Source organism: Pseudomonas sp. BSw22131 (assembly GCF_026810445.1).
Classification (GTDB): domain Bacteria; phylum Pseudomonadota; class Gammaproteobacteria; order Pseudomonadales; family Pseudomonadaceae; genus Aquipseudomonas; species Aquipseudomonas huanghezhanensis.
Map to the genome: position 1 here is coordinate 780,583 of NZ_CP113949.1, position 17,521 is coordinate 798,103.

Sequence of the window (17,521 nt, forward strand, 5' to 3'; positions counted from 1 at the left end):
TTTGCTGCTCAGTTCTCAAGCTTTAAAACAGGAGAAACCATGCTTACCGACCTGCTCACCCGTCTTGGTGTCGAACCCGCGCTCTATCAGAAGGGCGACAAGCCTGTTCATACCCCGGTCGATGGCAGCAAAGTCGCTTCGGTCAATTGGGAAGGTCCTGCCGAGGTCGAGCAGCGCATCACCCGCGCCGATCATGCGTTCGAGGCCTGGCGCAAGGTCCCGGCGCCGCGCCGTGGCGAGCTGATTCGTCTGTTTGGCGAGGCGTTGCGTACACACAAGGCCGACCTCGGCGAGTTGGTGTCATGGGAAGCGGGCAAGATCACTCAGGAAGGTCTGGGCGAAGTGCAGGAAATGATCGACATCTGCGACTTCGCTGTCGGCCTGTCGCGTCAGATGTACGGCTTGACCATCGCCTCCGAACGTCCCGGCCATCACATGCGTGAAACCTGGCACCCGCTGGGCGTGGTCGGCGTGATCAGCGCGTTCAATTTTCCGGTGGCTGTGTGGTCATGGAACACCGCATTGGCGCTGGTCTGCGGTAACTCGGTGATCTGGAAACCATCAGAAAAAACACCGCTGACCGCGCTGGCGTGTCAGGCGCTGTTTGATCGTGTAGCCAAGCACTTCGCTGACGCCCCGCAATACCTGACGCAAGTGGTGATAGGCGGTCGCGACGCTGGTGAGGCCTTGGTCGACGATGCACGCGTTGCGCTGATCAGTGCCACGGGCAGTACACGAATGGGCCGGGAAGTGGCGCCGAAAGTGGCCGCACGTTTTGCTCGCAGCATTCTGGAGCTGGGCGGCAACAACGCGATGATCCTTGCGCCCAGTGCAGATATTGACCTGGCGGTGCGCGGCGTATTGTTCAGCGCCGTGGGCACGGCCGGTCAGCGCTGCACCACGCTGCGTCGTTTGATCGCGCACAACTCGGTAAAGGCGGATTTCGTCGAGCGCCTGAAAGCGGCCTACGCCAAGGTGCGTATCGGCCATCCTCTGGAAGGCAATCTGATCGGGCCACTGATCGACAAAGGCAGTTATGAAAACATGCAGGACGCGCTGGAGCAGGCGTTGAGCGAAGGCGGGAAGGTGTTCGGCGGCCAGCGTCAGTTGGCCGATCAGTACCCCGACGCCTACTACGTTTCGCCTGCCATCGTTGAGATGCCTGAACAGAGCGATGTAGTACGTACCGAGACGTTTGCGCCGATTCTGTACGTCGTCGGTTATGACGATTTTGCCGAAGCCGTGCGCCTGAACAACGACGTGCCGCAGGGCCTGTCTTCCTGCATTTTCACCACCGATGTGCGCGAGGCCGAGCAGTTTATTTCCGCACTGGGCAGCGATTGCGGTATCGCCAACGTCAATATCGGCCCGAGCGGCGCAGAAATTGGCGGCGCGTTCGGCGGTGAGAAAGAAACCGGCGGCGGGCGTGAGTCGGGCTCCGATGCCTGGAAAGGCTACATGCGCCGTCAGACAGCGACTGTGAACTACTCCCGCGAGCTACCGTTGGCGCAGGGCATTACGTTTGATTGATGTGTAAGGCAGACGCCGTTCCCATGTAGGAGCACGCTTGCCCGCGATTACGGAATATCTGGCGCACACGATGTGGCTGACGGATTGCAATCGCGGGCAAGCGCGCTCCTATAGCGTGTCGTGGTGTCATGGTCGTCTCTTATTGAGGGTTTGCGATGCCGTTACGCGAAGAATGTCTTTGGGAAACGCTGACGCCGCAGAGGCCTGATGCACCGGCGTTAATGGGCGAAGTGACAGTGGATGTTTGCGTCATTGGTGCAGGTATCACGGGGCTGTCAGCGGCCGTTCATTTGCTCGAACAGGGCAAGACCGTCGCCGTGGTAGAAGCTCATCGCACCGGCCAGGGCGGCTCTGGACGCAACGTAGGATTGGTCAATGCCGGGATGTGGATACCGCCCGACGAGATCGAAGCCGGTTTCGGCGAAGCCATTGGCAGTCAGCTCAATAAGATGCTCGGCGATGCGCCGTCGCTGGTGTTCAGCCTGATCGAAAAGTACGGCATAGACTGCCAGGCGCAACGCCAGGGCACGCTGCACATGGCGCACAACGCTCGCGGTCAGGCGGATCTGCGCAGCCGTGAAGAGCAATGGAAACGCCGGGGCGCGCCCGTCGAGCTGCTCACCGGTAAAACCTGCCAGGACGCAACCGGCACCCAGGAAATCACCTCGGCCTTGCTCGACCGCCGAGCAGGCACGATCAACCCGATGGCCTACACCAGCGGTCTGGCGAATGTGGTGACCCGGCTAGGTGGTCAGCGCTACGACCACTCACCGGTCAAACAGCTTGAGCGGCAAGGTGATCGCTGGTGCGTGGTGACGGAGCACGGCGCAGTGCTGGCCGCACAGGTGGTGATCGCTTCCAACGCCTACACGCAGGGTGAGTGGACCGAACTGCGGCGGCATTTCTTTCCCGGCTATTACTATCAGGTGGCGTCGGCGCCGCTTACTGAAGATGCGGCGAAACAGATTTTGCCAAGCGGGCAAGGTTCGTGGGACACCCGCCAGGTATTGAGCAGCATTCGCCGCGATGCCGATGGTCGACTGCTGCTGGGCAGCCTGGGCAATGGCAATCAAAAGCCGGCCTGGTTTCTCAAGGCCTGGGCTGATCGCGTTCAGCAACATTACTTTCCGTACCTGAACAAGGTCGAGTGGGAGTGCACCTGGACGGGATGCATCGATTTCACCCCCGATCACCTGCTGCGCATGTTCGAGCCTGCACCAGGACTGGTCGCCATGACCGGTTACAACGGGCGGGGCAACACAACAGGTACGGTTGTGGGCAAAGCATTCGCCGATTACCTGTGCACCGGCAACGTCAATATCCTCCCCATCCCCTTCGTACCCATGCAACCGCTGTCGGCAATCGGTCTGCGCAGCTCGTTGTATGAAGCCGGGTTTTCCCTGTACCACGCAGGCCAGTGCCTGCGCATCGTGATATGAGCGGAAAAACCCTGCATTCAGCGGCGGGTTTTTCTCGCGTCCACTAACCTCAATTGGTGCGTCCCGTAGCGCGGCCGCACCGGTGGTGTGCAGTTCGGTGACGCACCCTGTAACAACAGGGTTGTACAGCTTCGGGTGGTGCGGTTGCTCGGCTTATTGAGTGAGGTTGCTCTTTTTTGCGTGACGGGTTGCACCTTGCGTGGTTTAGACGGTTGCACGCCCGGTAAAAAAGGGCTGAAAACAGTCGCATAGCAACAAAATGGTGAGTTTTCTTAGAATAAAAAACCGATGGCACGCCACTTGCTCACAGCAACTCTGTGGTCGCAGTGCTAATTAAAAAAACCTAGGAGCACCAACTCATGTCGCAGACGTTTTACAGGAAAGGCTTTCTGGCACTCGCAGTGGCTAGCGCACTGGGTGCAGCTTCTTTCGCACAGGCTGATGTGAAGATCGGCGTTGCTGGTCCGATGACGGGCGCAAACGCCTCGTTCGGTGAGCAATACATGAAGGGCGCGCAGGCCGCTGCCGATGCAATCAACGCTGCGGGCGGCATCAACGGAGAGAAAATCGCACTGACCGCATACGACGATGCTTGCGAACCTAAACAGGCCGTCGCCGTTGCCAACAAGGCAGCTTCCGACAAAGTCGCTGGCGTTGTTGGCCACTTCTGCTCTTCGTCGACCATCCCTGCTTCGGAAGTCTATGACGAAGCAGGCATCATCGCGATCACCCCAGGTTCGACTAACCCAATCGTTACCGAGCGCGGCCTGAACGCCATGTTCCGTATGTGCGGCCGTGATGACCAGCAAGGCATCGTCGCTGGTGACTACATCGTTGACGTGCTCAAAGGCAAGAAAATCGCCGTCATCAACGACAAAGACACCTACGGCAAAGGCCTGGCAGATGCGACTGCCAAGCAGCTCACCAAGCGTGGCGTGAAACCGGTTCTGGAAGAAGGTCTGACCCGTGGCGAGAAAGACTTCAGCGCCCTGGTCACAAAGATCCGTTCGGTGGGCGCTGACGTAGTGTACTTCGGCGGCCTGCACCCGGAAGCCGGTCCACTGGTTCGCCAACTGCGTGAGCAGGGCCTGAAAGACGTGAAATTCATGTCCGACGACGGCGTTGTCACCGACGAACTGGTCACCACTGCGGGCGGCGCTCAGTACGTTGACGGCGTCTACATGACCTTCGGCGCTGACCCGCGCATGCTGCCAGACAGCAAGGCAGTGGTAGACCAGTTCCGCAAGTCCGGTTACGAGCCTGAAGGCTACACGTTGTACGCCTACGCTTCGGTTCAGGCCCTGGCCGCTGGCTTCAACGGCGCCAAGTCGAACAAAGGCGAAGACGCAGCCAAGTTCCTGAAAGCGCATCCGGTCAAAACCGTGATGGGCGAGAAGTCCTGGGACAGCAAAGGCGATTTGAAAGTCTCCGACTACGTGGTTTACCAGTGGGACAAAGAAGGTAAATACCACCAGCTCGAAAAGCAGAAGTAAGTTGAGCGTTTAGTCGGCCCGCGGTGTGCGCGAGGTTGGACTCACGCACTTAGCTGTCCGGTTAATGGGGTCTGTCACCTCGGCGGCCCGTTGATTTCTTCTGTTGTCATACGCGTCCGTCCCGCGACACCTCACGAGGGTGCGCGCGGGCCGGTAGCACCGTGGCCTTTCAAGTTCGTGAGCGTGCGTGATGGATGGTATTTTTCTGCAACAAATGATCAACGGCCTGACCCTCGGTTCGGTCTACGGCCTGATCGCCATCGGCTACACGATGGTGTACGGCATCATCGGCATGATCAACTTCGCCCACGGCGACGTGTACATGATCTCCGCTTACCTGGCGGCAATAGGTCTTGCGGTCCTGTCGTTCTTCGGTGTTGAGTCCTTTCCCTTCCTGATTCTCGGCACACTGATCTTCACCATCGTGGTGACCGGTGTATATGGCTTCGTCATCGAGCGAGTGGCTTACAAGCCTCTGCGCAACTCGACCCGTCTGGCGCCGCTGATCAGTGCCATCGGTATTTCCCTGATCCTGCAGAACTACGCACAAATCGCCCAAGGCCCACGGCAACAGGGTGTTCCGACGATGCTTGAAGGCGCACTGCGCTTCGACATTGGCACCGGTTTCGTGCAGATCACCTACACCAAAATCTTCATCCTCATCGCCGCATTCGTTGGCATGGGCGTGCTGACCTACATCATCAAGTACACCAAGCTGGGGCGGATGTGCCGTGCCACGCAGCAGGATCGCAAGATGGCGTCGATTCTGGGGATCAACACTGACCGGGTGATTTCCTACGTGTTCATCATCGGTGCTGCCATGGCTGCTTTGGCTGGCGTGCTGATCACCATGAACTACGGCACGTTCGACTTCTTCGCAGGCTTCGTGATTGGCATCAAGGCCTTCACTGCTGCGGTATTGGGCGGGATTGGTTCATTGCCGGGCGCGATGCTCGGGGGCTTGATTCTCGGGGTTGCCGAGTCGCAATTCTCGGGGCTGATCAACTCTGATTACAAAGACGTGTTCAGTTTCGGCCTGTTGGTAGTGATCCTGATTTTCCGTCCTCAAGGCCTGCTGGGTCGCCCACTCGTGGCGAAGGTATAAGTATGTCCGCACCTATCAAACCCATCGACATCAAACAAAGCCTCATCGACGCCGTCATCGCCGGCCTGCTGTCGCTGATCGTCTTCGGTCCCATTGTCGGCGTTGTGCTCGACGGCTACGGCTTCAACCTGCAACCCACCCGCGTGGCCGTACTGGTCGGCGTGGTGATGGTCGGTCGGTTGCTGCTCAGCCTGTTCATGCAGACGCCTAAAGGTGTGGCCATCGCGCAGAGTTTCGAAAGCTCGAGCTCTGGCGTGCATGTGTTGGCGCCTGATTACAAATCGCGCCTGCGCTACATCATTCCGGCCATGATCGTGATCGCCATCATCTTCCCGGTGTTCGCCGACAAATACGTGCTGACGGTGGTGATCCTCGGGCTGATTTACGTGTTGCTGGGCCTGGGCCTCAACATCGTGGTCGGTCTGGCCGGTCTGCTTGATCTGGGTTACGTGGCGTTTTACGCCATTGGCGCCTACGGCCTGGCGCTGGGTTATCAGTATCTGGGGCTGGGTTTCTGGTCGGCGTTGCCGCTGGCGGCGATCGCTGCTGCGCTGGCGGGCTGTATTCTGGGTTTTCCGGTGTTGCGCATGCACGGCGACTACCTGGCGATCGTGACGCTGGGCTTCGGTGAAATCATCCGTCTGGTGCTCAACAACTGGCTGTCGTTCACGGGCGGTCCGAACGGCGTGGCAGTCCCTGCACCGACGATTTTTGGCCTGGAGTTTGGCCGTCGCGCCAAAGATGGCGGCATCCCGATTCATGAATATTTCGGCTTCGATTACAACCCGGATCTCAAATTTATCTTCATCTACGCGGTGCTGTTTCTGGTCGTTCTGGCTGTGCTGTACGTCAAGCATCGCCTCACCCGCATGCCGGTGGGGCGCGCATGGGAAGCGCTGCGTGAGGACGAAATCGCTTGCCGCTCCATGGGCCTGAACCACGTGCTGGTAAAACTCTCGGCGTTCACCATCGGCGCCTCCACCGCAGGCCTGGCGGGCGTGTTTTTCGCCAGCTACCAGGGCTTCATCAACCCGACCTCGTTCACTTTCTTTGAGTCGGCGTTGATTCTCGCCATCGTCGTGCTGGGTGGAATGGGCTCGACGGTCGGCGTGGTGATCGCTGCGTTCGTGCTGACCGTTGCGCCTGAGTTGTTGCGCAGCTTCGCCGAGTACCGCGTGCTGCTGTTCGGCATCCTGATGGTGCTGATGATGATCTGGCGTCCACGTGGCCTGATCCGTATCAGTCGTACCGGCGTGCGTCCACGCAAGGGCGTGCTGATTAAAGCGGAGGGTGTGCGATGAGCGACGAAATCGTTTTGTCCGTCGAGAACCTGATGATGCATTTCGGTGGCATCAAGGCACTCAGCGACGTCAGCCTCAAGGTCCGTCGCAATTCCATCTTCGCCTTGATCGGCCCCAACGGCGCGGGGAAGACCACAGTCTTCAACTGCCTCACCGGTTTCTACAAAGCCACGGGTGGGCGCATCAATCTGCACACGCGCGGCACCACCACCAATGTGATAAAGCTGTTGGGCGAGCCGTTTCACGCGGCTGACTTCGTATCGCCGCGCAGTTTCGCCAGCCGCGTGTACTACAAAATGTTCGGCGGTACGCACCTGGTGAACCGCGCAGGCCTGGCGCGCACGTTCCAGAACATTCGCCTGTTCAAGGAGATGTCGGTCATCGAGAACCTGCTGGTGGCGCAGCACATGTGGGTCAACCGCAACATGCTGGCCGGTATCCTCAACACCAAGGCCTACCGCAAGGCCGAAGAAGACGCCATGAACACGGCCTTCTACTGGCTCGAAGTGGTCGATCTGGTGGACTGCGCCAACCGCTTGGCCGGTGAGCTGTCCTACGGGCAGCAACGCCGTCTGGAGATCGCTCGCGCCATGTGCACGCGTCCGCAAGTGATCTGCCTGGACGAACCGGCCGCCGGTCTCAACCCGCAGGAAACCGAAGCGCTGAGCGGGATGATCCGTCTGCTGCGCGACGAACATGACATGACCATCGTGCTGATCGAACACGACATGGGCATGGTCATGGGGATTTCCGACGATATCGTCGTACTCGACCACGGCAACGTGATTGCCATGGGCGGGCCGGAGCAGATTCGCAACGATCCAAAAGTGATCGCCGCGTACCTGGGCGCTGATGAAGAGGAATTGGTATGAGCAAGCCGATCCTCGAATTGAAAGAGATCGACGTGTATTACGGGCCGATTCAGGCCCTGAAGAAAGTCTCGCTGCACATTGATGAGGGCGAGACCGTCAGCCTGATCGGCTCCAACGGCGCGGGCAAATCCACGCTGCTGATGTCTATCTTCGGCCAGCCAAGGGCTGCCAGCGGGCACATCATCTATCAAGGGATCGACATCACCCACAAGTCGTCGCATTACATCGCGTCCAACGGCATCGCGCAGTCGCCGGAAGGCCGCCGCGTGTTCCCTGACATGTCGGTGGAAGAAAACCTGTTGATGGGCACCATTCCGATCGGCGATAAGTTTGCCGGTGAAGACATGCAGCGCATGTTCGATCTGTTCCCGCGTCTCAAGGAGCGCCGCAACCAGCGCGCCATGACCATGTCGGGCGGGGAGCAACAAATGCTGGCGATTGCCCGCGCTTTGATGAGTCGCCCCAAGCTGTTACTGCTGGACGAACCGAGCCTCGGTCTGGCGCCGATCATCGTGAAGCAGATCTTCTCCACGTTGCGTGAGCTGGCCAAGAGCGGCATGACCATCTTTCTCGTCGAGCAGAACGCCAACCACGCGCTCAAGCTCTCAGACAGGGCCTACGTGATGGTCAATGGTGAGATTCGTCTGACAGGCACCGGTCAGGAATTGCTGACCAACGATGAAGTGCGAAACGCTTATCTCGGCGGTCATTGATTCACACAAAAACGCCATCGCCGCACAGACGCCCTGAGTGAATTTCACTCGGGGCGTTGTTTTTTCACAATTGTGGAAAACAATTTTGAAAGGGTGCCAAAGCGCGACATAAAGTCGCTGCAAATGGTTGTTTTGTCACGGTTTCGACTTGTTCAGTTTTACTGTGGAACCGGCTGTGAATAAGTTGGGAGTACTTGGCTGAAAGCCTTGATCGGCATGGGCTGTAGCGTTTCGGCTAAATTATGATCAGTCATTTCAGGCGATATTTCGATGGGGTTTGTCAACGCGCTGCAGACTGTTTTTTTATACAGGTCTAAGATGATGTTCTCCTGTGGATAAGTCTGTGTGCAACCATTGGAAAGACCCCCGCAGACAGCGCAATCTGTGCCTTGCAGCCCGGTTTCCTGTCCGACCGTCCAGGGCTGACCGTAATTTCGCCGCAGATTGGTTTCAGCAGGTCAAGTAAAAATTCCCACTGATCGCGCGCAAGCCGTGTATGACAAGGGCTGGGCTTTTTCGAGTTGCCCCCAGAGACTGTGGGCCTGACTGTGGATAAGGTGGGCAAAACTGTCCGCAGCCCCGATGGCATAAGGCTTTGGTTGGTCTGTATGTTTTTTGTACAGGTTGGGTGTTTGTGTGCAGCCTTGATGGGACCGCTTGCCCCTGAGCCCTGTGCGCGGGCATTCTTCAGAACTTTCTTGCGCGTGACTTTGATCAACCGCGTCCATTGCTTATTCATGATCCCGCAGCCCCCTTAATAAGGAGAACGAAATGACGTCTACCGTGTTCATTACCGGCGCTACATCTGGATTTGGCGAAGCCTGCGCGCGTCGTTTTGCACAGGCTGGCTGGTCTCTGGTGTTGACTGGCCGTCGTGAAGATCGCCTGAGCGCGTTGAGCGCCGAGCTGTCGAAACACACCAAGGTGCACACGTTGGTGCTGGACGTACGTGATCGTGCGGCCATGGAGGCCGCCATCGACGGTTTGCCGGCTGAGTTCGCCACGATTCGCGGCCTGATCAATAACGCTGGGCTGGCGCTGGGCATCGACCCTGCGCCTAAATGCGATCTGGATGATTGGGACACGATGATCGACACCAACGTCAAAGGTCTGGTCTACACCACACGTTTACTGCTCTCGCGGTTGATTGCCCACGGCCGGGGCGCCAGCATCGTCAACCTGGGTTCGGTGGCGGGTAATTATCCGTACCCGGGCGGCAATGTTTACGGCGGCACAAAGGCGTTCGTGGGGCAATTCTCCCTGAATCTGCGAAACGACCTGGTCGGCACCGGTGTGCGCGTGACCAACCTTGAGCCGGGCCTTTGCGAAAGCGAGTTTTCGCTGGTGCGTTTCGGTGGGGACAAATCCAAGTACGACGCAACTTACGCGGGCGCCGAGCCTATCCAGCCGCAAGACATCGCCGACACGATCTTCTGGATCATGAACACCCCGGCGCACGTCAACATCAACAGCCTGGAACTGATGCCGGTCAGCCAGACCTGGGCCGGTTTCGCAATCGACCGCAGCCGCGGTTGATACACCGCGAACGAGTTCGCTCCTACCGGGACGCGTCGGCGTCTTTGAAGTACTGCGCCAACCCGATGTAGCAGGTGGCGAGGTGGTAAGGCGTGGTGGACGGCATGTCGTTGCGGCTGACCTTGCCATCGCTGTCCAGGCACTCGTTCCAGCCGCTTGGGTGCAGGAAGTGTTCTTGCAGCGCAGTAAGTTGTCGGCTCAGCAGATCAAGGCTGTCAGGGCGCAAGGTCAGGGCGCGCAGATACTCTGCCTGCGCCCAGATGCGTTGCGTACCGTCTTTCATCGACCCGTCGACTTCAAGCATGGCGGCCACAGCCCCGGTCTGCTGATTGACCCCCTGCTGCTCGGCGTGGGCGAAGGCAGTCGTCAACGACAGGTGCAGTGGGCTATTGCGCAAACGAGCAGACGATTCAAGCAGGTAGAACCATTCAAACTGATGCCCTGGCTCGGACCAGTTATCCACAGCGTCCAGCGGTTTTTCCAGCATCACCCCATGCTCGACATCCACAAAGCGCCGCTGCATGCCTGTAATCAATGCATCCAGTGCAGCAAGCGTTTGCGGGTCCTCGCGCACTTCTACGGTGGCCAGAAACGCTTCGGCCAGGTGCATCAGCGGGTTCTGCAAAGGCCCGGCATTGAGCGGCGACCAGTCTTCAGCCAGCAAGGCTTCGTAGAGCCCGTCACCATCGGCGAAGCGTTCAGCGACGACGTTCAGTGCAGCGTTGAGGGTCGACTCCACAAGCGGCTCACGCACTTTGGCCCAGTAATGGGCACAGGCGAACACGATAAACGCGTGGGTGTAGAGATCTTTGCGACGGTCTAGCGGTGCGCCCTGCGGATCGATGCTGTAGAACCAGCCGCCATGCTCGGCATCGTGAAAATGGCGTTGCAAGGATCGGAATAGCGCGGCCGCACGCGTGGCGGCTTCAGGCACCGAGGGGTTATTGATCAGGCTGGAGAAAAGAAACAACTGTCGCGCGCAGGCCATTGCTCGATAGCGCTGCGGGGGCAGCGGCTGGTGCGCCGCATCGACGGCCTCGTGTGGCAGCGCGAGCTCTGCGTTCCAGCCAGCGCGCAGCCACATCGGCACGATCACTTGCATGAAATGCTGGTGCACGGCAGTGAAAGCGACGTGCAGTGTCGACTTGTCGTAAGGAGCGGTGTCAGGCATCGAATAGGCGCCACGGCAGGGGTAAATTGCGCGACATGGTAGCAGGAGGGCAGTAGGTGGTGTATTTCGTGGATCGCTGTTAACCCATTGCGAGCAAGCTCCCTCCACGGCCTTCGGTCCGAAGCATGTCTATGGCTCGACACCGTTTTTGTGGGAGGGAGCTTGCTCGCGAAAGCGGTCGGTCAGTCAACGTATTCGTGTCAGACACACCGCAATCGCGGGCAAGCGCGCTCCTGCAGTGGTGAAATCAACCAGCGAACAACCAGACACCTGCGGCAGCCGCCAGCGCACCAGCCACTCGCACCAATGGCGCAGCAGCGGTTGGCAAGAACCGCACCAATGCGTAACCCGCAGCATGCAGCGCAGCGGTAGCAGCCACGAACCCTGCTGCATAGCCCCAAGGGCTGGACATCTCCGGCAACTCAAGGCCATGCGCCACGCCGTGGAACATCGCGAACAGCGCTGTCGCAGTCACTGCCATGAACAATGGAGGACGTACCGCCAGTGCTACCGCCAGCCCCAGCGCAAACACCGACGCCGCGATCCCGCTTTCCAGGCCTGGCAGGTCCATCCCTTCGAAGCCCAGCAGCCCGCCGATCAACATAGTCCCCACGAACGTGCACGGCAGGACCCAGCGTGCAGCGCCTTTTTGTTGCGCAGCCCACAAGCCCACCGCAACCATTGCCAGCAAGTGATCGAGGCCGCCCAGTGGATGGCTGATACCCGCGATCAGGCCGCTTTCGTCGTGACCCGGATGGGCGAAGGCCATTGCCGGAACCAGCAACAGAGCCAGCACACTGACGGCTTTTTGAACATTCATGAACACACTCCTTGAGGTAGCTTGAGGTAGACGGATCAGGCGGCTTCGGTCAGCAAACCCTGACGCTCGATGAACGCGATGATGGCTTCCAGGCCTTGCCCGGTTTTCTGATTGCTGAACACGAACGGCTTGTCGCCGCGCATCTTCCTGGTGTCGCGGTCCATCATTTCCAGCGACGCACCCACCAGGGGGGCGAGGTCGACCTTGTTGATCACCAGCAAGTCGGATTTGCAGATCCCGGGCCCGCCCTTGCGCGGCAACTTGTCGCCTGCCGAGACGTCGATCACATAGATGGTCAGGTCAGACAGCTCCGGGCTGAAGGTCGCAGACAGGTTGTCACCGCCCGATTCGACGATGATCAGATCCAGCCCCTCGAAGCGTCGATTCAACTGATCAACGGCCTCCAGGTTGATCGAAGCGTCCTCGCGGATCGCCGTGTGCGGACAGCCACCGGTTTCCACGCCAATGATGCGTTCTGGCGCCAGGGCTTCGTTGCGCACCAGAAAGTCGGCGTCTTCACGGGTGTAGATATCGTTGGTCACGACGGCCAGGTTGTAGCGGTCGCGCAAGGCCAGGCACAGCGCAAGGGTGAGGGCGGTTTTGCCGGATCCGACCGGACCGCCGATACCGACGCGCAAAGGTTGGCTGTTCATTGAATATTCTCCGTTGATCTTTTTATGCACAGTGATCTGTGATGCGTAGGCAGTCAGGACCGAAACAGTCGGCTGTATTGGCGCTCGTGGGCCATGCTCGCCAGTGCCAGGCCCCATGGCGCGCCGCCGATGTGACGAGGGTCCTGGTCGGTGGCGCATTGTTGTGCCCGTTGCAGCAGTGGCAATAATTCGCTGGTGAGCCTTTGCGCGGCCTGCTGGCCCAGCGGCAGCGTCTTCATCAGCACCGCCAATTGGTTTTCCAGCCAACTCCATAACCACGCCGCCAGTGCATCCTGAGGGCTGATCCGCCAGGCACGTGCGGCCAATGACCAGCACAAGGCCAGATGCGGCTCGTCCACCGGCTCAAGAAAACTTCGCGCCGGCGGGTCCATTTCGGGCAGGCCAATCAGCAGTTGGCGCAACGAATAGCCCATCTGCCGGCTCTCCAGATGCAGTTCCCGGGTTTCTCGGCTGGCGCGGTGTTCTTCGCTCAGTCGCAGCAATTGCGCCCAGTCATCGTCAGCGGCGGCGGTGCAGTGGGCCAGCAACAAGGGTGCTTCGAAGCGGGCCAGATTGAGCAACAACTGATCGCCAATCCAGCGGCCGGCGGTGGCTGGGTCAGTGACTATCGATTGCTCGACGGCCATTTCCAGCCCTTGTGAGTAGCTGTAACCACCAATGGGCAACTGCGGGCTGGCCAGGCGCAAAAGCGCCCAGGCGCTGTTCATATTCGTACGCCGAAGTGGTGAATCTTGGGCGCGTAGTTAAAGTCTTCCTCACCAGCGCGCGAATGATGATGCCCGCCACCATAAGCCCCGTGCTCGGGCGAAAACGGCGCTTCGATGGATTCTGTGTTCGCACCCAGTTGGTCAAGCATGGCCTTGAGCACATAGTCATCGAGCAGACGCAGCCAGCCATCACCCACTTGCAGTGCAACGTGGCGATTGCCCAAGTGATAGGCGGCGCGGGTGAGTTCGTAGGTGCTGCTGCAGGTGACATGCATCAGTTGTTCGGGGCGAGCGCAGACGCGCACGATGCGTCCGTCTTCAGCCTTGAGAAAGTCGCCATCGCGCAGCGGTGGTTGTCCGCGCTCCAGGAACAGCCCGACGTCCTCGCCTTCTGCACTGAAGCAGCGCAAGCGGCTCTTGCTGCGAGCTTCGAAATTCAGGTGCAGCTCGGCAGCCCATTCGGCGCAAGGTTCTACTCTTTGGTGGATCACCAGCATCAGAAAGCTTCCAGCTATGAGCGATGCATTAGCCAGAGCAAGGTGCTTGCCAACAGAGAAACCTGTAGGAAACTGCCTACATTGGGTGCGTGTTGATGAAACGCCTTATGGTGAAGCGCGTTAATTTGGTGCGCCGGATCGGCGGGTGCGCAGCTTTGGGGCGTCGCTAGGTGCGGCTCAGACTACTCGGTGCTGCCCAACCCCTGCCAACGCTTGGCGCCGATAAAGATGAAGCGCAATTGCTGGGTGATTTTCGCCCGCGGGGTCAGGTGCTCGGCCAATGTGGGCGGTGGCGGGTCGATTAGTTCAGGGAGCATGGCGAACACGCTTTTCACCACCAGATCGGCCATGACAGCCAGGTCGTTGGTGTTGAGGTGCTGAAATTTGGGCATCGACGCCAGGTCGACTGTGAGGTCGGCGATGATCGCTTCGCGCAACGCCCCCAGCGCCTGTCGGACCTTGAGCGACCCGCCGTACTGCTCGCGCGCTAAAAATAAAAACTGCGATCGATTGGCGGCGACGTCATCAAGGAAGATCCGGACCGACGCATCGATGATGCCGGTTGCCAGGGAATCAGTGCGTCTGACGCGGCGGATGGTCTGCCGAAATGTCTGTCCCACCTCGCTGACGAGCGCCAGCCCCAAGTGGTCCATGTCATCGAAGTGACGATAAAACCCGGTTGGCACGATACCCGCTGTCTTCGCCACTTCACGCAAGCTCAGGCTGCCAAACCCGCGGCCGCTGTCCATCAGACCTCTGGCTGCGTCGAGTAAAGCGTGGCGGGTTTGTTGTTTCTGTTCGGCACGAGGCAGCATGGGGCGGGCAGAGTTCTGGCTGGGCGTTACGCTGCACTCTAGCAAATGCGCTTGCGCGGCGTCGAACCCGGTTTCGCCCGGCAAAGGCGGCGAGCCCAAGACGCTAAAACGCAAAAGCCCGGCGCAGTGGCCGGGCATCTTCGGTGGTGCTCGATGGGGTCACGACACTCGCTGGTACTGCTGGACCAAACGGTCTGGCCCGTTATCGGCAACGCGCTGGTATTGCTGGACCAGTTTGCCGTCTTCAACGAGGGTCGGCAGTTCTGTCTGATGACTTCCCTTCATCTCGCCAAGGACCGGCTGTTCGCTGGCAGGCAGTGCAAAGGCGCTCGTGGCAAGCAGGGACAGGATCAGACTAAGCAGTACTTGGCGTTTCATAATTGAGTGGCTCCCCGGAAGGGCTTTTAAAGAACATGCAGGCGATGATACAGGGGGCTTGGCGATACCCAAGTTCATAGACGTGATGGTCACAATCGACACAAATGATGCTGCGGGCAAGGCCATGCAGATCAAGGCCTGCACTGTCTTTTCAATGAGAGGGACGGGGTCCTGAACAGTGTCTTCACCGATGTGTGGAACCACCGATGAATCGCGGGGTATCGAAAACTTTCGAGATCAATCAAACCCCTACAGCTTTTACCAGTCGAAGCGCTAAGACGTTTGCGACACGCCTGGGATGGTGTGTCGGTATTTGGGGAGAACACGCAATGACGCGTAGCCGTAAGATTTTTGCCTGGACGGGCGCCATTCTGGTGCTGCTGATTGCCATCCTGATCATTGTAATCGCCACGTTTGACTGGAACAGGATCAAGCCGACACTCAATGAGAAGGTGTCAGAAGCATTGCACCGACCGTTCGCTATCAACGGCAATCTGGCAGTGAACTGGAGCCGGGAGCCCGAAGAAGGCGGCTGGCGCGCATGGATACCGTGGCCGCGCATGTCGGCTGAAGACATCACGCTGGGTAACCCGGAGTGGTCCAAGACCCCGCAAATGGTCACTCTCAAACGCATCGAGTTTCGTTTGTCGCCGCTCCCGCTGCTGACGCAGACCATCTCCATCCCCCGGATCGATCTGACAGAGCCCGATGCAAAGCTTGAGCGCCTGGCAGATGGCCGCGCCAACTGGGTGTTCGATTTCCCGAAAAGCGACCCGAATGCCGAACCTTCGAAGTGGGTCATGGACATTGGCTCAATCAAGTTCGACAAGGGGCTGGTGGGTTACAACGACCAAAAACTGAATACCCAGATTGATGTGGTAATCGATCCGCTGGGCAAGCCGATTCCGTTCAGCGACATCGTGGGCAGCGGTGAAGCGAAGAAGGTTCAGGACAAGGGCGCATCGGCGCAGGACTACGCGTTTGGCTTTACGGCGAAAGGTCAGTACCACGGGCAGAAGCTCAACGGCAGCGGCAAGGTCGGTGGACTGCTGGCGCTGAAGGACGCCGCACTGCCGTTTCCAGTGCAGGCCGATGTGAGTGCAGGAAAAACGCGCGTCGCAGTGGCGGGTACGGTGACCGATCCGCAAAATCTTGGTGAGCTTGATCTTCGCTTGAAGCTGTCTGGCGACAGCCTGGGCAACTTGTATCCGCTGACTGGCGTGACACTGCCGGATTCGCCGCCGTATTCCACGGACGGTCGTTTGATCGCACATTTGCACGACGCTGCCGGCGCTTCGTTCAAGTACCAAGGCTTCAACGGCAAGATCGGTGACAGTGACATTCACGGCGATTTGAGCTTCGTCGCCAGCCAGCCGCGTCCCAAGCTGACCGGGGCGCTGGTTTCCAATCAACTGCTGATGGCCGACCTCAAGCCGCTGATCGGTGCCGACTCCAACGCGGAACAGAAAAGCCGTGGTGGTGCGAGCAAACAACCCGCTGACAAAGTGCTGCCAGTCGAAGAATTCAAGACTGACCGCTGGAGCGCAATGGATGCCGACGTTGAGCTCACCGGCAAGAAAATCGTACAAAGCGCAGATCTGCCATTCAGCGATTTGTACACCCACGTGGTGCTCGATAACGGCCAGCTAAGCCTTGAGCCGCTGCGATTCGGCGTGGCCGGCGGCAAGCTTGATGCGGATATTCGCCTGAACGGTCGCGTGCAACCGCTTGAAGGCCGGGCAAAGTTGAGCGCGCGTAACTTCAAGCTCAAGCAACTGTTCCCGACGTTCGAGCCCATGAAAACCAGCTTCGGCGAGTTGAATGGCGACGCCGACATCAGCGGCAGGGGGAATTCGGTTGCAGCGCTGTTGGGCAGCTCCAACGGTGAGTTGAAGATGTTGGTCAACGATGGTGCGGTCAGTCGCAGCCTGATGGAAATTGCGGGTCTGAACGTCGGTAATTACGTAGTAGGCCGCCTGTTCGGCGACAAAGACGTGAAAATCAACTGCGCGGCCACGAGCCTCGGCATCAAGGACGGTTTGGCTACCACCAAGTTGTCGGTGTTCGATACCGAGAACGCGATCATTTACATCGACGGCACCGCGAACCTCAAGACAGAGCAACTGGACATGAAAATCACACCGGAATCGAAAGGGTTCCGGGTGTTCTCACTGCGCTCGCCGCTTTATGTGCGCGGCGCGTTCGCCAAGCCCAGTGCAGGTGTCGAGTCCGGGCCGCTGCTCCTTCGCGGCGCCGGGATGGTGCTTCTGGGCGCAACCGTTGGGCCAGCGGCAGCCTTGCTCGCATTGGTCGCACCGAGCAGTGGCGATCAAAACCAGTGCGCGCCATTGCTGGAGCAGATGCGCTCGGGCAAAGCGCCGAAGACGGTTAAGTAACACCTGGGCCGGTTGGTGTGTTTGAGACGCTAACCGGCAGTGAACCCCGAGTGTGTGGTGTTACAGGTGCACTG

General features: G+C 59.1%; 16 protein-coding genes. 9 read left to right on the top strand and 7 right to left on the bottom strand.

The window, feature by feature from the left end:
- The first annotated feature begins 39 nt into the window (after positions 1-39).
- From amaB to OYW20_RS03455, 8 genes are all read left to right on the top strand, one after another.
- Positions 40-1,530 (top strand): L-piperidine-6-carboxylate dehydrogenase, encoded by a 1,491-nt coding sequence (amaB, locus tag OYW20_RS03420; protein WP_268799334.1) that lies wholly within the window; start codon positions 40-42, stop codon positions 1,528-1,530.
- A gap of 155 nt (positions 1,531-1,685) precedes the next feature.
- On the top strand, positions 1,686-2,969 hold the full coding sequence (amaA, locus tag OYW20_RS03425; protein WP_268799335.1) for an L-pipecolate oxidase: 1,284 nt from the start codon (positions 1,686-1,688) through the stop codon (positions 2,967-2,969).
- A 359-nt stretch (positions 2,970-3,328) separates the two neighbouring features.
- On the top strand, positions 3,329-4,462 hold the full coding sequence (locus OYW20_RS03430) for an ABC transporter substrate-binding protein (protein WP_268799336.1): 1,134 nt from the start codon (positions 3,329-3,331) through the stop codon (positions 4,460-4,462).
- Between the two features lie 190 nt (positions 4,463-4,652).
- Positions 4,653-5,567, top strand: coding sequence for an ABC transporter permease subunit (locus OYW20_RS03435; RefSeq protein WP_268799337.1), 915 nt, complete (start codon positions 4,653-4,655; stop codon positions 5,565-5,567).
- Positions 5,568-5,569: 2 nt separating this feature from the next.
- Entirely contained in the window at positions 5,570-6,868 is a 1,299-nt protein-coding gene (livM, locus tag OYW20_RS03440) for a high-affinity branched-chain amino acid ABC transporter permease LivM (RefSeq protein WP_268799338.1), read from the top strand.
- Positions 6,865-7,740 carry an ATP-binding cassette domain-containing protein gene (locus OYW20_RS03445; RefSeq protein ID WP_268799339.1) on the top strand — a complete coding sequence of 292 codons (876 nt, stop codon included), beginning with the start codon at positions 6,865-6,867 and terminating at the stop codon, positions 7,738-7,740. The genes livM and OYW20_RS03445 overlap by 4 nt, the downstream gene beginning before the upstream one ends.
- Positions 7,737-8,453, top strand: a complete 717-nt coding sequence (locus OYW20_RS03450) for an ABC transporter ATP-binding protein (RefSeq protein ID WP_268799340.1) — start codon at positions 7,737-7,739, stop codon at positions 8,451-8,453. The genes OYW20_RS03445 and OYW20_RS03450 overlap by 4 nt, the downstream gene beginning before the upstream one ends.
- 771 nt (positions 8,454-9,224) lie before the next feature.
- Complete coding sequence (locus tag OYW20_RS03455; protein WP_268799341.1) at positions 9,225-9,989, top strand: SDR family oxidoreductase; 765 nt, start codon at positions 9,225-9,227, stop codon at positions 9,987-9,989.
- A 22-nt stretch (positions 9,990-10,011) separates the two neighbouring features.
- Here OYW20_RS03455 and OYW20_RS03460 read toward each other — a convergent pair whose 3' ends face one another.
- From OYW20_RS03460 to OYW20_RS03490, 7 genes are all read right to left on the bottom strand, one after another.
- Positions 10,012-11,160 (bottom strand): AGE family epimerase/isomerase, encoded by a 1,149-nt coding sequence (locus OYW20_RS03460; RefSeq protein ID WP_268799342.1) that lies wholly within the window; start codon positions 11,158-11,160, stop codon positions 10,012-10,014.
- Between the two features lie 247 nt (positions 11,161-11,407).
- Entirely contained in the window at positions 11,408-11,980 is a 573-nt protein-coding gene (locus tag OYW20_RS03465; protein ID WP_268799343.1) for a HupE/UreJ family protein, read from the bottom strand.
- A 35-nt stretch (positions 11,981-12,015) separates the two neighbouring features.
- Positions 12,016-12,633, bottom strand: coding sequence for an urease accessory protein UreG (gene ureG / locus OYW20_RS03470; RefSeq protein ID WP_268799344.1), 618 nt, complete (start codon positions 12,631-12,633; stop codon positions 12,016-12,018).
- Between the two features lie 53 nt (positions 12,634-12,686).
- Positions 12,687-13,361, bottom strand: a complete 675-nt coding sequence (locus OYW20_RS03475; RefSeq protein WP_268799345.1) for an urease accessory protein UreF — start codon at positions 13,359-13,361, stop codon at positions 12,687-12,689.
- Entirely contained in the window at positions 13,358-13,858 is a 501-nt protein-coding gene (gene ureE / locus OYW20_RS03480; protein WP_268799346.1) for an urease accessory protein UreE, read from the bottom strand. The genes OYW20_RS03475 and ureE overlap by 4 nt, the downstream gene beginning before the upstream one ends.
- A 182-nt stretch (positions 13,859-14,040) precedes the next feature.
- Positions 14,041-14,673 carry a TetR family transcriptional regulator gene (locus tag OYW20_RS03485; protein ID WP_268801030.1) on the bottom strand — a complete coding sequence of 211 codons (633 nt, stop codon included), beginning with the start codon at positions 14,671-14,673 and terminating at the stop codon, positions 14,041-14,043.
- Positions 14,674-14,832: 159 nt separating this feature from the next.
- Positions 14,833-15,051 (bottom strand): hypothetical protein, encoded by a 219-nt coding sequence (locus OYW20_RS03490; RefSeq protein WP_268799347.1) that lies wholly within the window; start codon positions 15,049-15,051, stop codon positions 14,833-14,835.
- A 329-nt stretch (positions 15,052-15,380) separates the two neighbouring features.
- On the opposite strand from OYW20_RS03490, the gene OYW20_RS03495 reads away from it, so the two are divergent.
- The gene (locus OYW20_RS03495) at positions 15,381-17,447 is read left to right on the top strand and encodes an AsmA family protein (protein ID WP_268799348.1); all 2,067 of its coding nucleotides are present in this window, start codon (positions 15,381-15,383) and stop codon (positions 17,445-17,447) included.
- Positions 17,448-17,521 lie beyond the last annotated feature (74 nt).

What these genes read in the sequence shown, in the direction of transcription:
- livM (WP_268799338.1), top strand. Translation starts at nt 5,570, where the DNA reads ATGTCCGCACCTATCAAACCCATCGACATCAAACAAAGCCTCATCGAC.
- OYW20_RS03465 (WP_268799343.1), bottom strand. Translation starts at nt 11,980, where the DNA reads ATGAATGTTCAAAAAGCCGTCAGTGTGCTGGCTCTGTTGCTGGTTCCG.
- OYW20_RS03455 (WP_268799341.1), top strand. Translation starts at nt 9,225, where the DNA reads ATGACGTCTACCGTGTTCATTACCGGCGCTACATCTGGATTTGGCGAA.
- OYW20_RS03475 (WP_268799345.1), bottom strand. Translation starts at nt 13,361, where the DNA reads ATGAACAGCGCCTGGGCGCTTTTGCGCCTGGCCAGCCCGCAGTTGCCC.
- amaA (WP_268799335.1), top strand. Translation starts at nt 1,686, where the DNA reads ATGCCGTTACGCGAAGAATGTCTTTGGGAAACGCTGACGCCGCAGAGG.
- OYW20_RS03490 (WP_268799347.1), bottom strand. Translation starts at nt 15,051, where the DNA reads ATGAAACGCCAAGTACTGCTTAGTCTGATCCTGTCCCTGCTTGCCACG.
- amaB (WP_268799334.1), top strand. Translation starts at nt 40, where the DNA reads ATGCTTACCGACCTGCTCACCCGTCTTGGTGTCGAACCCGCGCTCTAT.
- OYW20_RS03485 (WP_268801030.1), bottom strand. Translation starts at nt 14,673, where the DNA reads ATGCTGCCTCGTGCCGAACAGAAACAACAAACCCGCCACGCTTTACTC.
- OYW20_RS03450 (WP_268799340.1), top strand. Translation starts at nt 7,737, where the DNA reads ATGAGCAAGCCGATCCTCGAATTGAAAGAGATCGACGTGTATTACGGG.
- ureG (WP_268799344.1), bottom strand. Translation starts at nt 12,633, where the DNA reads ATGAACAGCCAACCTTTGCGCGTCGGTATCGGCGGTCCGGTCGGATCC.
- ureE (WP_268799346.1), bottom strand. Translation starts at nt 13,858, where the DNA reads ATGCTGGTGATCCACCAAAGAGTAGAACCTTGCGCCGAATGGGCTGCC.
- OYW20_RS03495 (WP_268799348.1), top strand. Translation starts at nt 15,381, where the DNA reads ATGACGCGTAGCCGTAAGATTTTTGCCTGGACGGGCGCCATTCTGGTG.
- OYW20_RS03435 (WP_268799337.1), top strand. Translation starts at nt 4,653, where the DNA reads ATGGATGGTATTTTTCTGCAACAAATGATCAACGGCCTGACCCTCGGT.
- OYW20_RS03445 (WP_268799339.1), top strand. Translation starts at nt 6,865, where the DNA reads ATGAGCGACGAAATCGTTTTGTCCGTCGAGAACCTGATGATGCATTTC.
- OYW20_RS03460 (WP_268799342.1), bottom strand. Translation starts at nt 11,160, where the DNA reads ATGCCTGACACCGCTCCTTACGACAAGTCGACACTGCACGTCGCTTTC.
- OYW20_RS03430 (WP_268799336.1), top strand. Translation starts at nt 3,329, where the DNA reads ATGTCGCAGACGTTTTACAGGAAAGGCTTTCTGGCACTCGCAGTGGCT.